Consider the following 21,027-nt stretch of genomic DNA (forward strand, 5'->3'; position numbering starts at 1 on the left):
ACATTCACCATCAAAAGGAGAAATTGATGCGAGCAGTTTTTTTAGATAGAAATACTTTTTCCCCAGATATTGATTTGCCTGCACCCAAAGGCATTACGGATTGGGTAGTGCATGAAAGCACCGATAATCAGCCTGAAGCGGTTATTAACGCGTTAAAAAATGCTGAGATTGCGGTGTTAAATAAAATAGTCATTAATGATGCGGTGTTAAAAGAATTACCGCAGTTAAAATTAGTACAAATCACAGCAACAGGTAAAGATAATGTGGACTTACAAGCTTGTGAGCAACAAGGCGTTACAGTGCAAAATGTAGCAGGCTATTCAACCACAAGCGTTACGGAACATACTTTAATGTTGATTTTATCTTGCATGAGAAGCTTGGTGCACTATCACCAATTAATTGCTGATGGCGGTTGGCAAGAAGATGGGCGTTTTTCACTTAATACCCCAGAGCCTACCGATATAAAAGGTAAAACTTTAGGTATTATTGGCGCAGGAACAATTGGTAAGTCAGTCGCAGAACTGGCAAAAGCTTTTGGCATGAAAGTCTTATTAGCAGAACGGCAAGGAGAGAAACCGCGCGATACTACCTATACGCCATTTAAAGAAGTGTTAGCAGAAAGTGATGTGATTAGTTTGCACTGCCCACTAACAGATAAAACCAAGGGATTAATTAATAGACAAACCATTGATTTTATGAAAAATAAACCACTTTTGATTAATGTCGCACGAGGCGCTTTAGTGGAAAGTCAGGCAGTGGTTGATGCACTTAATCAAAATAAATTATTGGGCTATGGTTGCGATGTCTTTACACCAGAACCCCCTGCCAAAGATGAGCCATTACTCAGTTTAACCCAGCATCCGCGCGTTATCATGACTCCGCATAACGCTTGGGCAAGCGCACAAGCACAGCAAAAGCTATGGCGTATTTTGTCTGAAAATGTAGAGAAATGGATTAAAACACAAGGTTAAGCGCTTATAAAAATTCATTGATATTACGATAACGCATAATTAAAGGAGCATGGTCGGATAGGCGCTCATTGGTGTAAATGTTAGCATCAACTACATTTGGCGCTAGATTATCAGTAATAATTTGATAATCAATGCGCCAGCCTACATTATTATTGCGCGCCTGTCCGCGTTGTGACCACCAAGTATATTGATGCTCTTCTTGATTAACCAAACGAAAAGCATCTTTGAATCCATTATTAAACAAAGTAGTAAGCCAATCACGCTCATGGGGTAGAAATCCTGAATTTTTTAGATTGCCTTTCCAATTCCGAATGTCTTTTTCAGTATGTGCAATATTAATGTCCCCGCAAATAATTAAGCGCTCGCCTTGTTTTTGTCGCGCTTGTAAATAAGGTAGAAATTTTTGCATAAATGATTCTTTACGCTCTTGTCGGTGAGTGCCACTTGTCCCTGAATGCATATATAAAGAAATAATCGATAGATTTTGATATTTGGCTTCTATGTAACGTCCTTCCTCATCAATTTCTGCCCAATCAATTCCATGGATAACTTCCTGCGGAGGATGTTTTAAATATAACGCTGTGCCACTGTAGCCTTTTTTTTGTGCATCGTGATAGTAGTTATAAGATAAAGGTGAGAAAATAGGGTTGTCTTGTAATTGTGCGTAGTGTGCTTTGGTTTCTTGGATACAGACAGCGTCAGCCTCTTGGTTTGCTAGCCAAGTAAAAAATCCCTTGCGCTCTGCAGCACGAATACCATTGGCATTAAAAGAAATAATTTTAAACATAGTCGTTTTGCGATAAAAAAGGAGAGAGTATGTTAGCAAACTTTCAGCAGAATTTTTTACAAACTGCTGTGGCTGTAGAAGCATTAAAATTTGGCAGTTTTACGCTTAAATCAGGACGACAAAGTCCTTATTTTTTTAATGCAGGGGCTTTTAATGACGGACAAGCGCTATTGGTCTTAGCAACTAGTTATGCAGAAAAAATATGGCAAATACGCACGCAAGGGAATCATATTGATGTATTATTCGGTCCTGCTTATAAGGGCATTCCTTTAGTTGCGGCAATAGCGACTGTTTTGGCTAGTCAATATAACTGGTCGGTGAAATGGGCTTTTAATCGCAAAGAAGAAAAGCAACACGGCGAAGGCGGTCAATTGGTTGGTGCTGATGTTGATGGTCAAAATGTGCTGGTTATTGATGATGTACTTACTGCAGGTACGGCAATTCGACAATCCCTTGCGCTTTTGCGTGATTTTGGTGCAAAACCAAGCGCTGTTTTAGTCGCTTTAGACCGCATGGAACGGATAGAAGGGCAAAATTCAGCCTTAACACAACTGGCTAAAACAGAGCAGATTCAAACACATGCCGTGGTTAATTTTAACGATTTACTGACTTATTTGAAAAACAACCCTAATCTATCCGCATATCTTGAAAAAATGCAAAGTTATCGCAAAATATATGGCGTTTAGTTACTTCAAGTCTTGAATTTATAGCCTGAGGCGCTTATACTGCGCAACCAATCAAATCCAGTGCTTCTCACTGCGATTTTTCAAGACGTTTGTTTATATCCAAGAACAATTACAATTTCTTTACTTTTAATGGAGAGACCTATGGGCAAACCTGTTGCCATAACCGAAGCAGATTTTCAATCTAAAGTCATTAATGCTGATAAACCAGTATTGGTAGATTTTTGGGCAGAGTGGTGTGGACCTTGTCGCGCAATTGCACCAATTTTAGATGAAATTGCTAATGAATACGAAGAGCAATTGATTATTGCAAAAGTGAATGTTGATGAGAATAACGATATTGCAGCGCAATACGGTATTCGCTCTATTCCTACAATGATTTTATTCAAAGATGGTGAGCAAGTTGAAACCATTATCGGGCTAGCTTCTAAAAGTGAGCTAATGCATTCAATCAAACCACACCTTTCTTAATATCTTTTCTAAAAATCCTTTAGCTAAACCAAGCGCATCTATTTTGGCGCTTGATTTAGCGTAAGGTTTTGAAGTTGATATAATTTCTCCTTTTAACCCTTAATGGGTAAATCTTTCAACCTCAATAGGTAAATCTTTTAATAATTATTTATGAACTTAAGCGATTTAAAACAACAATCGCCTCAGGCAATTTTGCAGATTGCAGAAGAAATGGGGCTTGAAGATATTTCACGTAAGCGCAAGCCAGAGCTTATTTTTACCATCTTAAAAGCACTTGCTAAAAATGGTGAAGAAATCACAGGAGACGGTGTTTTAGAGCTGTTACCTGATGGCTATGGTTTTTTGCGGTCTGAGGCAAATTCTTATCAAGCAGGACCAGATGATTTATATGTTTCTCCTAGCTTGATTCGTCGCTGTAATTTGCGCACAGGGGATACAGTTAGTGGAAAAATTCGACCACCTAAAGATAATGAGCGTTACTTTGCTATCACTAAAATTGATACCATTAATTTTGATCCACGTTCTGCTGCTAAACATAAAATTCCTTTTGAAAATCTAACTCCCCTACATGCTGATGAGCAATTAAAGCTTGAAATTGGCAATGGCAGCAGCGAAGATATTACTGCACGGATGATTGATATGATTTCACCTATTGGGAAGGGGCAGCGTGGATTGGTTGTTTCTCCGCCTAAAGCTGGTAAGACAGTGATGTTGCAAAATATTGCGCGTTCTATTGAGCAAAATCATCCTGAATGCTATCTCATTGTGCTTTTAATTGATGAGCGTCCAGAAGAAGTAACCGAGATGCAACGTAATGTCCGCGGAGAAGTGGTGTCATCAACATTTGATGAGCCAGCGCAACGCCATGTTCAAGTCGCTGAAATCGTTATGGAAAAGGCCAAACGCTTAGTTGAGCATAAAAAAGATGTTGTGATTTTGTGTGATTCTATTACGCGTTTAGCGCGTGCGTATAATACCGTTAGCCCAGCATCAGGAAAAATTCTCACAGGGGGAGTGGATGCGAATGCTTTACAGCGTCCAAAACGTTTTTTGGTGCGGCACGCAATACTGAAGAAGCAGGCTCATTAACAATTATTGCAACTGCTTTAGTCGATACAGGTTCTAAAATGGATGAAGTGATCTACGAAGAATTTAAAGGTACGGGTAATATGGAAATTCATTTGAATCGTCGTATTGCTGAAAAGCGTATTTATCCTTCAATTGATATTAATCCTTCTGGCACTCGACGTGAAGAACTAATGATTGATGGTGAGATTTTGCAGAAAACATGGATTTTGCGTAAAATTTTACATCCTATGGATGAATTGCAAGCTATAGAATTTTTGCTTGAACGTCTGAAGAATACCAAAACTAACGACGAATTTTTTCAATCTATGAAAAATGCAAGCACTAAAGGCTAATTGCTCACTATAATAGTGTCAAAATCTCTATCGATTGTTGAGAATAAATTTTCTTAGCCTTGATAGGCTTGAGCTGAGAGCTCAGTGGTTATTATATAGAGAGGTTAATTGGTTTGGTTTTGCTCGTTATACTCTAATTGGCGAATGAAATTTTCTAAAATAGCGTTAGCTTCTTCTTCGCTATAAGCTTGTCTTGGTTGGATTTTGACGCTACTAATCTGCTTACGCTGATTTATAAACCAAAATTCTGGATCGACTTTTATTTTTAATTTAGGTTTGTTTTTTAATTTCTTGCTAAGACGTTGCTCAATTTCAGGCAGCAAGAAGCGCAATACATAAGCATCTTGCTGACTCTTTACTCCCAAAAACCATACGCCTGCTTCAATATCAAGTAATAAAATATCATATTGCCAAGTTTGAGGGAGGCAACGGCGCAAGAGTTGATGGTAGCGCTGATAGAGTTTTTGTTGTTCATCCTGATTAAAATCACCAACGATTTTTTTTATGGTTTTTTCTAGGGATTTAAAATTTTTAGTCATGATTCTATGTTATTAAAAGTACATGTGGATTATAGCGCCATCTTCGAATAGTCTTGATTTTTTAATATTTAGCCCTATATATCAGTATAGGTTCAGAGCTGGCGTACTGCTAAATGCTTGGTTTTCAGGTATGATGCGCGCTTAGCAAAATTAATATGTATTTTATCGGAAATATTTTTATGTGGAATAACCTCGCAGCAAAACTTTTTGGCTCTCGCAATGATCGCTTAATTAAGCAATATCGAAAGCGCGTGCAACAAATTAATGCGCTAGAGAAAGAATATCAAGCACTAGAAGATGCAGCGCTTAGCGCAAAAACACAAGAATTTCGCGCGCGTTTAGCAGAAGGTGCTACATTAGATGCTCTATTGCCCGAAGCATTTGCTGTGGTGCGTGAAGCAAGTCAGCGAGTACTTGGCATGCGGCATCATGATGTCCAGCTTATTGGCGGCATGGTGTTACATGAAGGAAAAATTGCAGAAATGCGAACGGGTGAGGGTAAAACACTAGTAGCGACTTTAGCAGTCTATTTAAATGCTCTGGCGGGCAATGGGGTTCATTTAGTTACGGTTAATGATTACTTGGCAAAGCGTGATGGTGAGGAACTTGGCGCCTTGTATCATTTTTTGGGTTTAAGTACGGGTATTATTGTTTCTGGAATGTCTGGACAGGCTAAACAAGAAGCTTATCGGGCTGATGTAACTTATGGCACAAATAATGAATTTGGTTTTGATTATCTGCGTAGCAATATGGCTCTTTCAAGTGAAGAGCGTCTACAGCGCGAATTAAATTTTGCCATTGTTGATGAAGTGGATTCTATTTTGATTGATGAGGCGCGTACGCCACTAATCATATCAGGACCTGCGGAGGTGAGCTTAGAGCTTTACCGTGAATTGGATAAAGTCGTGCCACTATTAACTAAACAAGAAGAGGAAGATGGGCCTGGAGATTTTTCTGTTGATGAAAAAAGCAAACAAATCGGTCTTACTGAATCAGGACATGAACACGTTGAAGGTTTATTGCAAGAACGTGGATTATTAGAAGCAGGGCAGGGGCTATATAACCCACAAAATATTGGCTTATTCCATGTGCTCAATGCTTGCTTGCGCGCGCATTATTTATTCCATAAAGATGTTGATTATATTGTTCGTGATGATGAGGTCATTATTGTTGATGAGTTTACTGGGCGGACAATGGAGGGGCGGCGTTGGTCGGATGGATTGCATCAAGCAGTTGAAATAAAAGAAAATGTTACTGTAAAACAAGAAACGCAGACTCTAGCCTCTATTACTTATCAGAATTTTTTCCGTATGTATGAGAAACTTGCTGGTATGACTGGGACAGCTGACACAGAAGCATTTGAGTTTCAAGATATTTATGGCTTAGAAACTGTAGTTATCCCAACCAATAAACCGATAGCGCGGATAGATTATACGGATTTGATTTTCCTTAATCAGCAAGGGAAATATGAGGCAATTGTTGAAGAGGTGCGAGAGTGTCAGCAACGCGGACAGCCTGTTTTGCTAGGTACGGCGTCCATAGAAACTTCTGAATTATTATCCTCTCTTTTATCTAAAGCTGGTATTAAACACAATATTTTAAATGCTAAACAGCATGAGCGAGAGGCAGATATTATTGCGCAGGCGGGGCGCCCTGGTATGGTTACTATTGCAACTAATATGGCTGGACGGGGTACGGATATTGTTCTCGGGGGAAGCTTGCGCAGTGAGTTGCAGGCATTAGGCGAAGAGGCGGACGAGCAAAGCAAACAACAGGCGCGTCAAGACTGGCAGCAGCGGCATAAGCAAGTTAAAGAAGCTGGCGGGTTGCACGTTATAGGTGCTGAACGGCATGAGTCTAGACGCATTGATAACCAGCTACGTGGGCGCTCAGGACGCCAAGGTGATCCAGGTTCAAGCCGATTCTATGTTGCATTAGATGATAATTTGGTGCGTATTTTTGCTGGTGAGCGCATGGCAAATATTATGCAACGCTTTGGCATGGATGATAATGAAGCGATTGAATCCAAAATGGTTTCAAGACAAATTGAGGGCGCTCAACGTAAGGTTGAAGCACATAATTTTGATGCGCGTAAAAGTTTATTAGAATATGACGATGTTGCAAATGAACAACGTAAAGTTATCTATCAACAGCGTAGCGAAATCATGGAAGCGGAGTCTATTGTTGATAGAATTGATTTGATGCGTGAGCATGTGCTTAATCGTGTGGTTTATGACTTTTTGCCTGAAGACCGCCCTAAACAGAGCTGGGATATTCGCGGACTTGAAGCGGCATTGTTAGGTGATTTTGGTTTGAAGGTCGATATTGATGGCGATTGGTTTGCTGAAAATGAAAATATGACGCAAGAAGAGATTGTTGCGCGTCTTATAGAGTGGATGCAAAATATTCATGCACAAAAGACTCAGCAAGTGGGCGAAGCATTTATTCGACGTGTGGAAAAAATTATTGCATTGCAAACAATTGACAAGCAGTGGAAACAGCATTTAACAACGATGGATATGCTAAGGCAAGCTATTTGGTTACGTTCACGCGCACAAAAAGATCCTAAGCGGGAATATCAGCGTGAGGCTTTTGAGATTTTTGGCGGACTACTGGAGAATATCCAATTTGAAATTGTCCGTTTTCTATCTTTAATGGAGTTTAAAGAGCAACCTACACAGGCTGAGGAACTAGAGCAACAAGCAAAACAGCGTCAACAACAATCATTAGAGCAGGCGCAGTATAGCGATAGTAGCGAAATTTCTACAGGCGTGGAATCTGAAAATAACAATGGGCAAATTCCACCAGTATTTACTGAGCTTTCTGAAGAAGTGTTAAAACGCACACCACGTAATGCGCCATGCCCTTGTGGTTCAGGGAAAAAATTTAAATATTGCCATGGTCAGGTTGTTTAATGACGTTGGTTGTCGCCGCAGTTATTATTAATGAAAAAGGCGAAGTGCTGATACAAAAGAGACCAAAAAATAAGCCGTTTGCAGATTTTTGGGAGTTTCCAGGTGGTAAAGTTGAGGCTAAAGAAGATGAGCGCTTAGCTTTAGTGAGAGAGTTATATGAAGAGTTGGCGCTCTTATTCTCGGCAGATGATTTTGTGTTGATGCAGGAAATTAATAATGCGCCTTTATGTTTAAAATTTTATCGTCTTGAGTTAAAAGAAGAGATAGCCCCTAAGGCGATGGAATTTCAGCAATGGCTTTGGGCGGATAAAAAAGCGTTAAAGCAATATCAGTTTTTGCCCCTTAATCAAAAGATTGTTGAAATTTTGGTTAATGAGAGGTAGTAAAAATATGTTAGAACAAATGTATTTACCCCCTAAAGGCGCCACCATTGCGGTGGGGATTTCTGGGGGTGTAGATTCTTCGGTAAGTGCTTATGTCCTCAAGCAAGCAGGCTATAATGTTTTTGCTATCTTTATGAAAAATTGGGAAGAATCTTTCTCTAGTGGATACTGTACGCTTGAGGAAGATATCGAAGATGCAAAAGATGTATGCGAGACTTTAGGTATTAAACTCCATACAGTAAATTTTGTTCAGGCTTATCATGAGCGCGTTTTCAAACTTTTTTTGCAAGAATATCAAGCAGGTCGTACGCCTAACCCTGATGTGTTGTGCAATCGAGAAATTAAATTCGCCGAGTTGGCTTATTATGCCCAGCAATTGGGGGCAGATTGTTTAGCGACAGGGCATTATGCACGCCGCGGACAGTATCAAGGGGAACCTGCTCTTTATCAAGGAGCTGATAAGAATAAAGATCAAAGTTATTTTCTCCATCAAATGACTAAATCACAATTGGCTCAGGCACTATTCCCATTAGGTAATATGCAAAAAGAAACAGTCCGCAACTTAGCACGTGAAGCGGGTTTGGTTACTTTTGATAAAAAAGATTCCACAGGAATTTGTTTTATTGGTGAGCGTCCTTTTCGAGATTTTTTGCAACAATATTTGCCGTCTCAACCTGGAAAAATTTGCACCAGTGAAGGCGAACAGATTGGTGAACATATTGGCTTGATGTTTTACACTATTGGACAGCGTCAGGGTTTGGGGATTGGTGGTGTTGCTGGCGCAAGCGAAGCACCTTGGTATGTATTAGAAAAAGATTTAAAGACTAATACATTGATTGTTGGGCAAGGAGAACATCCACTTTTATATCATCAGGCATTATTAGCAGGTCAATTATCTTGGCTTAATGAAAAACCACTTGAAGGCAAGCTCTATCAGGCGAAAACGCGCTATCGTCAAGAACAGCAGGATTGTCAGGTGCATTGGAATGATGATAAAACATTACGTGTAAGCTTTAACAAAGCGCAGCGCGCTATCACGCCAGGACAATATATAGTTCTTTACGAGGGAGAGCGTTGTCTAGGCGGTGGTGTTATTGAAATGCGTTATCATTAATTTAAAAGAAAGGAAAATTTTATGAGTGCGCAGAAAGAATTAGAGGCGCAGGTTATAGCTTTGTCAGCATTATTGTTGGCGGTAGAGGGGGTTGAGCTTTTAGCCACTAAAGGGACATATGCGCAAGAAAATTATGAGGCATTATTTGCAAGTTTATTGCGTTTTAATCAGGAAAATTTACTAGATTATTATGACAATCTCTATTGCCTAGAACGTGGACGACAATTATTACTGCGCCTATTACAAAAGAAATTATCACCACAAAAAATGCGCTATGCACTACAATTAATTTATATAGAGCGCAAACTTTCTAAAAACTTGGCATTAATGCAAACTTTGAGACAAAAATTATTACACGCACAGCAACAGGCAGACTATTTCGAGGGTTATCATGAAAATGTGGTTGCCAATTTTGCAGATATTTACAGTATGAGCGCAAGCGAGGCTGCAAGGAAAATAAAAATTTATGGGAATGCAAGTTTTCTAGGGCAAAAAAGTGTAGCCAATCATGTACGCGCATTGTTGCTTTGTGGGATTCGTGCTTGCGCACTTTGGCGCGCGAATGGTGGCAGCCGTTGGCAGTTAATTTTTAACCGTGAAAATCTTGAAACCTGTGCACGGTCTCTTGATTTTAATGTGCTCACTTCAGCGCCAAAGCTGGATTAATAATGCAATCCAGACAAAGAGTATCATAGCTAAAGTTAAAAATTGTGCTGCAGACCCAACATCTTTAGCCTGCTTAGCAAGTGGATGTTGTGCGCGTGAAGTATGATCCACTGCCGCTTCAATTGCGGTATTAAGTAATTCAACAATCAAAGAAACAAGTGATAAAACAATTAATAGCACAGTATGAAGATAAGGAAAGGGGATAAGGCAAGCGATAAGAATTAGAACAGCATGTAATCCCATTAATTGACGGAAAGCCGCTTCTTTCCATGCAGCTTTAAATCCATCTATAGAATAATGCAAAGCGCTATAAATGCGCTTAAGACCGCCAATACTTTTTTGTTTGCTGGCATAATCCTTTTCAGATTTTGATTTATCCATATGGCGCCTAAGATATTGGAGATAGTGAAATGCCCGCACAGGCGGGCATTAAATCAAAGATATACTCAATTAATACTAGGCACTAATGGCTTTGATTTTTGTATTGATACGACTTTTTAATCGAGCAGCTTTATTCTTATGGATTAACCCTTTACGTGCTGAACGATCGAGCAAACGACTGGCTTGCTTGAATGCTTCGTTAGCAGAAAATTGGTCTTGCGCATGGATAGCGTGTAAAACTTTTTTTACTGCTGTGCGCATAGCTGAACGTTGACTCGCATTGCGAGCGCGGGCGCTTTCTGCTTGTTTAGCGCGTTTTTTTGCTTGTGCTGAATTTGCCAAAATTCTCGCTCCTAATAACTTAAGTTGGATAAAGGCGCGCATTATCCATTAATTGTTATAAGCTGTCAATGATTGGGTTGATATGAAAGCGTTTTGGTTGTATTTGCATGCAAATAATTTCATAATGTTATTTATCTTTTTTATTTAATTTTTTTAGAGGTAAATTACATGAAAAACCAATCTTGTGAAGCAGCGTTTGCTGAAGCAAAAAAGGTTATTCCTGGTGGAGTGAATTCACCTGTTCGGGCATTTGCAGGTGTTGGGGGGACACCAATAATGATGCGCGCTGCAAGCGGAGCCTATCTCTATGATATTGAAAATAATCGTTATATAGATTATGTAGGGTCGTTTGGACCGATGATTGCAGGACATGCACACGCTGAGATTGTAAAGGCTGTGCAGAAAGCTTGTGCAGATGGATTGAGTTTTGGCGCACCAACTGAGGTAGAAACACAATTGGCCGAGTTGATTGTCGATAGGGTGGCTTCTGTTGAGATGGTGAGAATGTGTAATTCAGGCACTGAGGCAACGATGAGCGCTATTCGCTTAGCGCGAGCTTATGCCAAGCGTTCAGATGTGGTGAAATTTGCTGGATGCTATCATGGTCATTCAGATGGTCTTTTGGTTTCGGCAGGTTCGGGGGCGTTGACGTTAAATGTGCCAGACTCTCCTGGAGTGCCTGAGGCATACGCGCGCCATACGCTAACCTTGCCATACAATGATATTCAGGCGCTTGAAGCGTTATTTGAAGAAAAAGGTAATACGTTAGCGGCAGTAATCGTTGAGCCAATTGCTGGCAATATGAATTGTGTGCCACCTAAAGTAGCATTTTTAAATACTTTGCGAGAACTTTGTACGCAATATGGCGTGGTATTGATTTTTGATGAGGTGATGACGGGTTTTCGTGTTGCAAAAGGGGGCGCGCAAGAGTTATTTGGCATTGAGGCTGATTTAACGACTTTTGGTAAGGTAATTGGGGGCGGTATGCCTGTAGGGGCTTTTGGTGGTCGTGCGGAGATTATGTCGTTGCTTGCACCATTGGGGGAGTGTATCAAGCAGGAACGCTTTCAGGTAATCCAGTAGCAATGGCGGCAGGTATTGCCAATATGAATATTACCGCACAGGCAGGATTTTATGAGGATTTAGCGCAAAAAACGCATTATTTTGTTGAGGGAGTTCGGGCGCTAGGTAAAAAACATCAAATTGATGTGTTGGTGCAGTCGGTTTGTGGCATGGTAGGGTTATTTTTCACGACGCAAACAGTGGTGGAAAATTTAGAGCAGGCTAAAGCTTGTGATAGTGAGCGATTTGCAAAATTTTTCCATTTGATGTTAGAGAATGGCGTATATTTAGCGCCATCAGCATTTGAGACGTTATTTATTAGCGCTGCGCATAGTCAGGAAATTTTGGATGAAACGTTACAAGCGATGGATAAGGTTTTCTCAATATTGAAGGATTAATATTTTGGATATTGCTCACGTTCGCAATGAATTTACCGCACACCCGCCTTTAATGCGCGAAGATTTATTAGAAAAACCAGTAGCTCAGTTTGAGCGATGGTTTAACGAGGCTTTGTCAGCGGGTGTAGTTGAGCCTAATGCGTTTGTGCTGGGGACGTGCGTGGCAAAACGTTCATTCCAACGCACAGTTTTATTGAAATATTTTGATGAGAATGGATTCGTGTTTTTTACTAATTATCATAGTCAAAAAGCACAACAAATTACACAAAATCCGCAAGTATCGATGTTATTTCCTTGGTTTTCTCTACAACGGCAGGTGCGTATTGAGGGAAGAGCTGAGAAAATTTCTAGTGCTCAATCTTTACGATATTTTTTATCACGCCCTAAAGATAGCCAAATTGGCGCATGGAGTTCTCCACAAAGTAAAGTCATTGATAATCGAGCTTTATTGCTTAATCAGTGGCAAAACATGAAGCAACGATTCGCTCAAGGTGAGATACCCCTACCAGATTTTTGGGGTGGTTATCGCATTCATGCGGATTATTATGAGTTTTGGCAGGGGCAACCCAATCGATTGCATGACCGTTTTCGTTATCGGTTTGACAATCAGATCTGGCAGATTGAGCGTTTGGCTCCTTAATTTAAGGACGGAATATTCATGGTAACATCAACTTTTTGCACTCAAATGTCAGACAAAGACGATATTATTGATTTGCTAGATGATTTTAGTATTGAGTTAACACCTAAAATAGCGCTTAGCCATCAAGATTTGCGCTCTTTGCTTAAAAAGGGACAGCGTATTTATATAACTTGCTTGCCAGAGTCAAGCATAGCGCACACACTTGAAGCTTGTATGCATTTGCTTAAACAAGGCTTTAAGGTTATTCCGCATATTGCAGCACGTAGTATTGAATCTGATGAGCAATTAGGGGGAGTATTAAAGCGGTTACAACATCTAAATATCAAGGAAGTGTTACTGATTGCTGGGGTTCAAAAAATACCCAAAGGACCTTATTCAAGCGTACGTGATTTGTTATTAGCGTATGATTTTGCTAGCTACGGCATTACGAACTTATCTTTTGCTGGACACCCTGAAGGTAGTTTGGATATTTCTTTGCAAGCGCTTATGCAAGCGGCGCAGTTTAAACAGAACTATGTGCAAACACATCAACTATCAGGCTCTCTCACTACACAATTTTGTTTTGAAGCGCAACCAATTATTCATTGGTTAGAGCTTTTGCATCAAAATAACATTCAACTCCCCGTTTATATTGGTGTGGCAGGTTTAGCTAGTACGACAACATTGTTAAATTATGCAAAAGCCTGTGGGGTAGGGAGTTCGATTAATTATTTATTACGTCACGGTGCAAGTGTTAAAAATTTACTGCATTTGCGCACACCAGATAAATTAATTTTCCAACTAGCGTCTTACAAAAAACAACAGCGCGAGACAACATCATTATCACGTCTACATTTTTATCCTTTTGGTGGCTTAAGTGAAACGATGAATTGGCTTAATACAATTTGCGCAGGACATTTTACAATGATAAAAAATGGCTTGCATGTTGGGTGATAGATAAGCGGGTAATGTTGCCTTATTTGAGTAATTATTGCTAAACTGAGCATCTTTTAACTTTTAGGGGGATTTATGGCGCGTGTTACTGTAGAAGATTGTTTGATAGAGGAAAACAATCGTTTTCGTTTAATTATGGCAGCCTCAAAAAGAGCGCGCCAAATTTCTATGGGGCATCAGCCTTTAGTGCCAGAAGAAGGCAATAAGCCTACAGTTATCGCTTTGCGCGAAATTGAAGAGGGCAAAACTAAAATTTCTGAATTACTTAGCATTAAAACAGCTATTCACGAAGCGTTTGAGCAATAAAAATGACCGCACCTATGCAGTCAACACTTTTTAATGGATTGATTGGTGCGGATTTACTACAACAATCAGCCAAGACTCTTTTTCAACAGTTAGTGTCTTATTTACAACCATCAGAACTACACACTATTGAACGCACGCTAACTTATGGCGCTCAAGCTCATGATGGGCAAATGCGCCAATCGGGTGAGCCTTATTTTACCCATCCTATCGCGGTTTGCTTGGTTCTAGCCGAGCAGCGTTTTGATTTGCCCGTATTACAAGCGGCGCTCTTGCATGATGTGTTAGAAGATACCTCTGTTGAATATGCGCAGATGGTCGCTGAATTTGGTGAAGAGGTAACGCGGTTGGTCGATGGTGTAAGCAAGCTTGACCGCTTAAAACATCAAGCACCACAAGAAGTAGAGGCGGATAGCTTTAAAAAAATGTTTGTCGCAATGACAGATGACCCGCGCGTTATCATTATTAAGCTTGCTGATCGCTTACATAATATGCAAACGCTTGGGTCGTTGCGTCCAGATAAACGTGTGCGCAAGGCAAAAGAAACGTTGGAAGTCTATGCCTCTATCGCTGGGCGGTTGGGATTGTTTTATTTTCGTTTGCAGTTAGAAGATTTGGCTTTTTCGCATTTATATCCATGGCGCTATCGTGTGTTGCAAAAGCACTATAAATTGCGCTTTGAGCAAAATGATGTGATTGCTAAAGTCAGAAAAGAGCTTGCGCCATTGTTGCAAGCGTTAGGGATTAAAGCATCCATTAATAAACGTCAACGGCATTTATGGGGACTTTATCAGCGCATGAAGCGCAAATCGAGTTTTAACGATGCCGTGCGCACCATTCCTCTACGCATTGTGGCGGAGAAGGAAGACGATTGCTATCGTATTTTGGGGAAAGTGCATAGTTTGTATCGTCCTATTGTGGGCAAATTTGAGGACTTTATTGCTGCACCCAAAAGTAATGGATACCGCTCTATTCATACCAGCGTATTAATGCCCAGTCATGAAGTGCTTAATATTCAAATCCGCACCCGTGATATGCACACCTTGGCAGAAAGTGGGATTATTTCTGTTTGGCATCAACATCTCAAGCAAAAACATTTACGCCATGAACGCCACAGTATCCAAACGCATCAATCTATGCGTGATTGGCTGTCGCGTTTGCGCGATGTGCAAAGCATTACCCATAATCCACTTGAATTTTATGAAGCAGTTAAAAAAGAATTAACTCAAGGCGATATCCATGTATATACCCCTAAAGGCAAAGTGATTGATCTACCTTTGGGTGCAACACCCATTGATTTTGCTTATGCGGTTGACCATGGTTTGGGGAATCATTGTGTGGCGGCAAAAGTTAACGGACATGAATTTCCGTTATTTAAAGCGCTAGAGCCTGCGCAAACTGTTGAAATTATTACAGATAAAAATGCAAGTCCGCATAGCAATTGGCTAGAATTGGTGGTTACCGCAAAAGCCAAAGCAGGAATTAGGCATTATTTGCATAATCTTGCTGAGCAACAGGCTCAGGCAATTGGTGCAAAATACTTGGACATGGCGTTACAGCGGTTAGGTCAAGTGGGGTTGGAGCAATTAGATTTGGCGCTACTGAGTGATTATTTGCGAAAACATAAAATAGATAAACCCACGCTATTTCGCAAATTATCTCAAGGGGAGTTGCAACCTAGTTTAGTCGCTTCTGCTTTATTAGGACAGCAGTTACAAACTACAGAGCATGCTCAAACTTTGATAATTCATAGCGCCTTAGATACGGCAATCCAGTTAGCGCAATGCTGTCATCCATTGCCTTATGAAAAAATTGTAGGGGAATTGATGCCAGCGGTTGGTGTGCGGATTCATCGCTATCAATGCCCATATATTGCCCAAGCCAATCAGTTAGATTGGATACGAGTGCAATGGGCGGATAAGACGCAAGGCGTATTTGCCGCTGCGATTGAATTAGATGTTCGCGAGCGTCGACGGATTTTGGCGATTATTACGGCAATTATTGCCGACGAAGAAGCCAATATTAATGATTTTTCTGTTAAAACGCATTTGGCTTATCAAGATTTGCGGACTTTGTTGTTTGTATTAACAGTCAAAAATCGTGCGCATTTGGCAAGGATTATTCGCCGTCTACGCACTTTCAATGAGGTGGTAGATATTCGAAGAATTTAAATTTTTCAAAGGAGGAAATATGAGTAAACAAATGATTCACACCGACCAAGCGCCTAAGACCATTGGCGCCTATTCACAAGCTATTCGCCATGGGCAGACGCTTTATTTCTCAGGGCAAATTGGTTTTAATCCGCAAACGATGGAATTGGTAGAGGGCTTTGAAGCACAAACGCGACAAGTTTTTGCCAATATTGAGGCGATTTTAAAAGCGGCAGATTTGCAGTTAGAACATATTGTTAAACTTACGGTGTTATTAAGTGATTTAAGTTATTTTGACACGGTCAATAAGGTGATGGAGGAATTATTTAGCCGACCTTATCCTGCGCGTGCAGCGTATGCGGTAAAAGCATTGCCAAAAGGGGCGGATATTGAAATTGAAGGCGTTGCAGCTTATTGACGCCTAATTTTTCCGCACCGCTAAGCACGTATTTTACACTGAGCGATAAAAAATTAGCGCTATTTGAAAAAGCGGGAGTGAAAACTTTGGGTGAATTATTGTTGCACTTACCGCTTCGCTACGAAGACCGCTCTCATTTAACGCCAATTGCAGATTTAAAACATGAAACCTATGCGCTGGTGCATGCAGAGGTGGTGGATTCGCGGGTGAGTTTTAGTCGGCGTAAGATGTTGCATATAACTGTACAAGATAGCAGTGGTGCGCGGCTTTATCTGCGCTATTTTCATTTTTTTGCAAGTCAACCTAAGCAGTTTGTAGCGGGACGCTGGGGGCTTTTTTATGCCAAGGCGCAGGCAGGCGCTTATGGTATGGAATTTCATCACCCTGAGATTCAATGGCTTAACGGGGCGCAATTGCCTGAATTATCTGAGCATTTGCTCGCAGTATATTCCACGGTAAGTGGACTTTCGCAAAAAGATTGGCGCAAGTTGATAGCTCAGGCATTGGTTTTGGTAAAACCGTTAGCGGTAAAAGATGTGTTGGTAGTGCGTGGATATTTATCTTTTTATCAAGCGCTGGAGCAGTTGCATCGCCCCCAATATTCACTCGATGAGGCGCAATTAGCAAAGGCAAGGGAGCGCTTGATTGTGGAGGAGTTATGCGCTCATCAGTTGTCTATTGCTTTGGCGCGCGCTTATCGCAGTCGTTTGCAGGCGCCTAAAATTAGAATAGATACTCAGGCTTTACAAAGATTTGAGCAGTCTCTTTCTTTTGAACTTACTAAAGCGCAACGGCGCGTATTTGCAGAAATTACGCAGGATTTAACACGCAGTCAGCCAATGATGCGCTTGATTCAGGGGGATGTGGGTTCGGGAAAAACGATTGTGGCGCTGTTGGCGGCATTGTCCGTTATTTATGCGGGTTATCAAGCGGTATTGATGGTGCCAACAGAATTACTGGCAGAGCAACATGCACAAAATATTCAACGACTTTTGCAGGGGCAATCCATACAGGTGGCGGTGTTGGTGAGTAAGATGCCTGCAGCAAAAAAACGGGCAACGTTGCAGGCGGTTACCAGTGGTGAAGTTCAATTGATTATCGGGACGCATGCGGTGTTTCAAGCGCAGGTGCAATATCATAATTTGGCATTGATTATGATTGATGAGCAACATCGCTTTGGGGTGCACCAACGCTTGGCTCTACAAGATAAATCTGTTGCAGAACAGGCGGTGCATCAATTGGTGCTTACCGCAACTCCAATTCCACGAACGCTGGCAATGAGTGTGTATGGTGAATTGGATATATCGGTGATTGATGAGTTGCCTGCTGGGCGTAAGCCCATTCATACGTCAGTTATTAGCGCAAGTCGGCGTGAGGCGCTTATTGAGCGAGTGGGGGAGAATTGTCGACAGGGGCGACAGGCATATTGGGTTTGTCCGCTTATTGAAGAATCCGAGGTGTTGGAGTGCGAAAATGCGCAAGCTATTGCGCAAATGTTGCAAGCATGTTTGCCTGATATCAAAGTGGGATTGGTGCATGGGCGTTTGGCGCAACAGGAGCGCTATGCGGTAATGCAGGCTTTTATCAAAAATGAGATTGCTTTATTGGTGGCGACAACGGTGATTGAAGTGGGAGTAGATGTGGCGAATGCGTCATTGATGATTATTGAAAATGCCGAGCGCTTTGGATTGGCACAATTGCATCAATTGCGTGGTCGGGTAGGGAGAGGGGCGCAGCAATCATATTGTGTGTTGATGTATCAAGCGCCGTTAGGGGAGGTGGCACGTCAGCGCCTTGAGGTGATGCGTGAGAGTAATGATGGGTTTGTAATTGCGCAAGAGGATTTAAATATTCGTGGAGGGGGAGAATTGTTAGGCACTCGGCAAACAGGCGCTAAATTATTTAAAGTTGCTGACTTAGAACGTGATGCAATGTTGTTGCCTAAAATCGCGCAATATACGCAGGAATGGCTGATGGAAAATCAGGCGTTTGTTGAAATACTTCTAGCGCGCTGGGCGGCTGGAAAAATGCGCTATCTTCAGTCTTGATTTTGCGTTTCTATAAAAAATTAACAAAGCGCTTGACCGTGAGTTATCCACTCGGGTAATGTTACAGACCGCTGAGGTAAAGTTTATTAAAGAGTAGGATATGGCTAAAAATAAAAAATTAAATGGCGCGGAGATTATTGTTGAGGCATTAAAGGCTGAACAAACAGAATATGTGTTTGGCTATCCTGGTGGTGCGGTGTTGCACATTTACGATGCTTTGTATAAGAATAATGACATCAAGCATATTTTAGTACGCCATGAACAGGCTGCGTTGCACGCAGCGGATGGCTATGCGCGCGCAACGGGTAAAGTTGGGGTTGCATTGGTTACTTCTGGACCAGGTTTGACTAATGCCGTTACAGGTATCGCCACTGCCTATTGTGATTCTATTCCAATGGTAGTCTTTTCTGGGCAAGTGCCTTCTTCACTCATTGGCAATGATGCTTTTCAGGAGGTTGATGCGGTTGGTATAACGCGTCCTTGTGTGAAGCATAGTTTTTTGGTGAAAAATGTTAAAGATTTGGCGCTAACCATTAAAAAGGCGTTTTATATTGCTTCTAGCGGACGCCCTGGCCCTGTCTTAATTGATGTCCCTAAAGATGTTACTGCTGATATAACATTGTTTGATTATCCAAAGTCAATTGAATTGCGCACTTATCAACCAACAGTTGAAGGGCATATAGGTCAGATTAAAAAAGCGGTAAAAACTACTTAAAAATGCTAAGCGCCCAATGTTATATTCTGGCGGTGGTGTGGTCATTGATAATGCAGCAAAAGAGTTAACACAGCTTGCAAGGCAATTAAATTTACCTGTTACCAATACATTAATGGGATTAGGCGCCTATCCTGCAAACGATACGCAATTTGTGGGTATGCTAGGAATGCATGGAACTTATGAAGCCAACATGGGCATGCATGAGTGTGATGTTTTGTTTGCAGTAGGCGCACGTTTTGATGATAGAGTTACAGGGAATTTGGAGCGATTTTGTCCGCATGCCAAGATTATCCATATCGATATTGATCCTTCTTCAATCGCAAAGAATGTGCAAGTGGATATTCCGATAGTTGGGTCGGTGAAAAATGTGTTGCAACAAATGTTGCGAGTACTGGGAGACTATCAAGCAGATAAGGCAGAATTGGCGCCGTGGTGGGAAAAAATCAACCAATGGCGGGCGATGGATTCGTTGGGTTATGATAAAAATAGTGAATTCATTAAGCCACAGCAGGTCATCCAAACGCTTTATGAACTTACGGAAGGCAAGGGGATTATTACCTCTGATGTGGGACAGCATCAAATGTGGGCGGCGCAGTATTTTGGCTTTCATGAGCTAGAAGGTGGATAAATTCAGGCGGGTTAGGCACGATGGGGTTTGGTTACCCAGCAGCCATTGGTGCAAAACTTGGGCGCCCTAATGAAGATGTTTATTGCATCACAGGCGAAGGCTCTATTCAAATGATGCTACAAGAACTCACAACGGCTAGACAATTTGGAGTGCCTGTAAAAATTATTTGCTTAAATAATGGTTATTTGGGTATGGTGCGTCAGTGGCAAGAATTTTTCTATGAAAAGCGCTACTCTATGTCTTATATGGAATCCTTACCAGATTTTATTAAGCTTGCTGAGGCTTATGGGCATGGCGGGGTTCGTATCGATGCTGTCGGAGAGCTAAGAGAAAAACTAGCACAAGTTGTTGCGAACAAAAATGATACGCTATTTGTTGATATTAAAACTGACCCTACAGAGAATGTCTATCCGATGATTCCTTCTGGCGGTGGGCAGGCAGATATGCTGTTAGCTGGGCGCGATAAAATGCAATCAGTATTTAATGAAGGGATGGTGTTAGTATGATAACTCGGCATATTGTTTCAATGTTGGTGGCAAATGAGGCAGGAGCTTTGTCGCGGGTAGTTGGATTATTTTCTGCACGAGGCTTTAATATCGATAGTTTGAATGTAGCGCCTACGCAGGATAAAACCATTTCTCGGCTGACGTTGGTAACTTATTGCGATGCGCACTTAATGGAGCAAATCAATAAGCAATTAAACAAATTAATTGACGTTATTAAACTGGTGATTATCCAAGAAGATGAGCTGATTAATCGTGAAATGATGATGGTCAAAATCGTTGCTGACCAGAAAACCCGCCCAATGTTTTTGCAATTGGCAGAAACGTTTCGCAGTCGAGTGGTGGATATGTCGCCAACAACTTTGGTTATAGAAATTACAGGCTCTCCGCGCAAACTCGATGCATTTCTGGCAATGATTAATGATAAAGATATTCGCGAGTTGGCAAGGACAGGGGTTACAGGTGTGGCGGTAACGGGTTCAGGTAAATGTTTAGAGATGCCTGATTAGATCACTATTTATTAATGCGCTGTATTCCCTCTAACTGGCTTTATTGT

Annotated in this window: 18 protein-coding genes and 3 pseudogenes; 17 read left to right on the forward strand and 4 right to left on the reverse strand. The window is 41.2% G+C overall.

The window, feature by feature from the left end:
• Positions 1-26 precede the first annotated feature (26 nt).
• A complete protein-coding gene (locus A5N84_RS04765) occupies positions 27-971 on the forward strand; it encodes a D-2-hydroxyacid dehydrogenase (RefSeq protein ID WP_072281462.1) in 945 nt (314 codons plus the stop codon).
• Between the two features lie 4 nt (positions 972-975).
• On the opposite strand, the gene A5N84_RS04770 is transcribed toward A5N84_RS04765, so the two are convergent.
• Positions 976-1,758 (reverse strand): exodeoxyribonuclease III, encoded by a 783-nt coding sequence (locus tag A5N84_RS04770; protein ID WP_072281463.1) that lies wholly within the window; start codon positions 1,756-1,758, stop codon positions 976-978.
• 29 nt (positions 1,759-1,787) lie between these two features.
• On the opposite strand from A5N84_RS04770, the gene pyrE reads away from it, so the two are divergent.
• The 3 genes and pseudogenes from pyrE to rho all read left to right on the forward strand — a co-directional run bounded on the left by pyrE (position 1,788) and on the right by rho (position 4,333).
• A complete protein-coding gene (pyrE, locus tag A5N84_RS04775) occupies positions 1,788-2,444 on the forward strand; it encodes an orotate phosphoribosyltransferase (RefSeq protein ID WP_072281464.1) in 657 nt (218 codons plus the stop codon).
• A 141-nt stretch (positions 2,445-2,585) separates the two neighbouring features.
• Positions 2,586-2,912 (forward strand): thioredoxin, encoded by a 327-nt coding sequence (gene trxA, locus A5N84_RS04780; protein WP_072281465.1) that lies wholly within the window; start codon positions 2,586-2,588, stop codon positions 2,910-2,912.
• A 150-nt stretch (positions 2,913-3,062) separates the two neighbouring features.
• Positions 3,063-4,333: pseudogene (gene rho / locus A5N84_RS04785) on the forward strand (transcription termination factor Rho).
• 104 nt (positions 4,334-4,437) lie between these two features.
• Here rho and A5N84_RS04790 read toward each other — a convergent pair.
• Positions 4,438-4,872 carry a hypothetical protein gene (locus A5N84_RS04790; protein WP_072281466.1) on the reverse strand — a complete coding sequence of 145 codons (435 nt, stop codon included), beginning with the start codon at positions 4,870-4,872 and terminating at the stop codon, positions 4,438-4,440.
• Between the two features lie 179 nt (positions 4,873-5,051).
• Between A5N84_RS04790 and secA the strand changes: the two genes are divergently transcribed.
• From secA to hflD, 4 genes are read left to right on the forward strand one after another with little or no spacing between them, the layout of a single operon-like run.
• On the forward strand, positions 5,052-7,787 hold the full coding sequence (gene secA / locus A5N84_RS04795; protein WP_072281499.1) for a preprotein translocase subunit SecA: 2,736 nt from the start codon (positions 5,052-5,054) through the stop codon (positions 7,785-7,787).
• Entirely contained in the window at positions 7,787-8,170 is a 384-nt protein-coding gene (locus A5N84_RS04800; RefSeq protein WP_072281467.1) for an NUDIX domain-containing protein, read from the forward strand. The genes secA and A5N84_RS04800 overlap by 1 nt, the downstream gene beginning before the upstream one ends.
• Positions 8,171-8,177: 7 nt before the next feature.
• Positions 8,178-9,284, forward strand: a complete 1,107-nt coding sequence (gene mnmA, locus A5N84_RS04805) for a tRNA 2-thiouridine(34) synthase MnmA (protein ID WP_078055574.1) — start codon at positions 8,178-8,180, stop codon at positions 9,282-9,284.
• A 21-nt stretch (positions 9,285-9,305) separates the two neighbouring features.
• Positions 9,306-9,950, forward strand: a complete 645-nt coding sequence (gene hflD / locus A5N84_RS04810; protein WP_072281468.1) for a high frequency lysogenization protein HflD — start codon at positions 9,306-9,308, stop codon at positions 9,948-9,950.
• On the opposite strand, the gene A5N84_RS04815 is transcribed toward hflD, so the two are convergent.
• A complete protein-coding gene (locus A5N84_RS04815; RefSeq protein WP_072281469.1) occupies positions 9,930-10,331 on the reverse strand; it encodes a diacylglycerol kinase in 402 nt (133 codons plus the stop codon). The genes hflD and A5N84_RS04815 overlap by 21 nt on opposite strands.
• Before the next feature lie 75 nt (positions 10,332-10,406).
• Positions 10,407-10,673 carry a 30S ribosomal protein S20 gene (gene rpsT / locus A5N84_RS04820; protein WP_072281501.1) on the reverse strand — a complete coding sequence of 89 codons (267 nt, stop codon included), beginning with the start codon at positions 10,671-10,673 and terminating at the stop codon, positions 10,407-10,409.
• Between the two features lie 168 nt (positions 10,674-10,841).
• Between rpsT and hemL the strand changes: the two are divergent.
• The 9 genes and pseudogenes from hemL to ilvN all read left to right on the forward strand — a co-directional run bounded on the left by hemL (position 10,842) and on the right by ilvN (position 20,980).
• A pseudogene (gene hemL, locus A5N84_RS04825) lies at positions 10,842-12,133 on the forward strand (glutamate-1-semialdehyde 2,1-aminomutase).
• Positions 12,134-12,137: 4 nt separating this feature from the next.
• Positions 12,138-12,773, forward strand: coding sequence for a pyridoxamine 5'-phosphate oxidase (pdxH, locus tag A5N84_RS04830; RefSeq protein ID WP_072281470.1), 636 nt, complete (start codon positions 12,138-12,140; stop codon positions 12,771-12,773).
• A gap of 45 nt (positions 12,774-12,818) precedes the next feature.
• Complete coding sequence (locus A5N84_RS04835) at positions 12,819-13,706, forward strand: hypothetical protein (RefSeq protein WP_072281471.1); 888 nt, start codon at positions 12,819-12,821, stop codon at positions 13,704-13,706.
• A gap of 75 nt (positions 13,707-13,781) precedes the next feature.
• Complete coding sequence (rpoZ, locus tag A5N84_RS04840; protein ID WP_072281472.1) at positions 13,782-14,012, forward strand: DNA-directed RNA polymerase subunit omega; 231 nt, start codon at positions 13,782-13,784, stop codon at positions 14,010-14,012.
• Between the two features lie 2 nt (positions 14,013-14,014).
• Positions 14,015-16,180 carry a RelA/SpoT family protein gene (locus A5N84_RS04845; RefSeq protein ID WP_078055575.1) on the forward strand — a complete coding sequence of 722 codons (2,166 nt, stop codon included), beginning with the start codon at positions 14,015-14,017 and terminating at the stop codon, positions 16,178-16,180.
• Positions 16,181-16,199: 19 nt separating this feature from the next.
• The gene (locus tag A5N84_RS04850; RefSeq protein WP_072281473.1) at positions 16,200-16,577 is read left to right on the forward strand and encodes a RidA family protein; all 378 of its coding nucleotides are present in this window, start codon (positions 16,200-16,202) and stop codon (positions 16,575-16,577) included.
• Positions 16,574-18,625, forward strand: coding sequence for an ATP-dependent DNA helicase RecG (recG, locus tag A5N84_RS04855; RefSeq protein ID WP_072281474.1), 2,052 nt, complete (start codon positions 16,574-16,576; stop codon positions 18,623-18,625). The genes A5N84_RS04850 and recG overlap by 4 nt, the downstream gene beginning before the upstream one ends.
• A gap of 100 nt (positions 18,626-18,725) precedes the next feature.
• A pseudogene (gene ilvB / locus A5N84_RS04860) lies at positions 18,726-20,474 on the forward strand (biosynthetic-type acetolactate synthase large subunit).
• Entirely contained in the window at positions 20,471-20,980 is a 510-nt protein-coding gene (ilvN, locus tag A5N84_RS04865) for an acetolactate synthase small subunit (RefSeq protein WP_072281475.1), read from the forward strand. Before ilvB ends, ilvN begins: the two are co-directional and overlap by 4 nt.
• The last annotated feature ends 47 nt before the right edge of the window (positions 20,981-21,027 follow it).

Source organism: Rappaport israeli, from assembly GCF_001888055.1.
GTDB lineage: Bacteria > Pseudomonadota > Gammaproteobacteria > Cardiobacteriales > Cardiobacteriaceae > Rappaport > Rappaport israeli.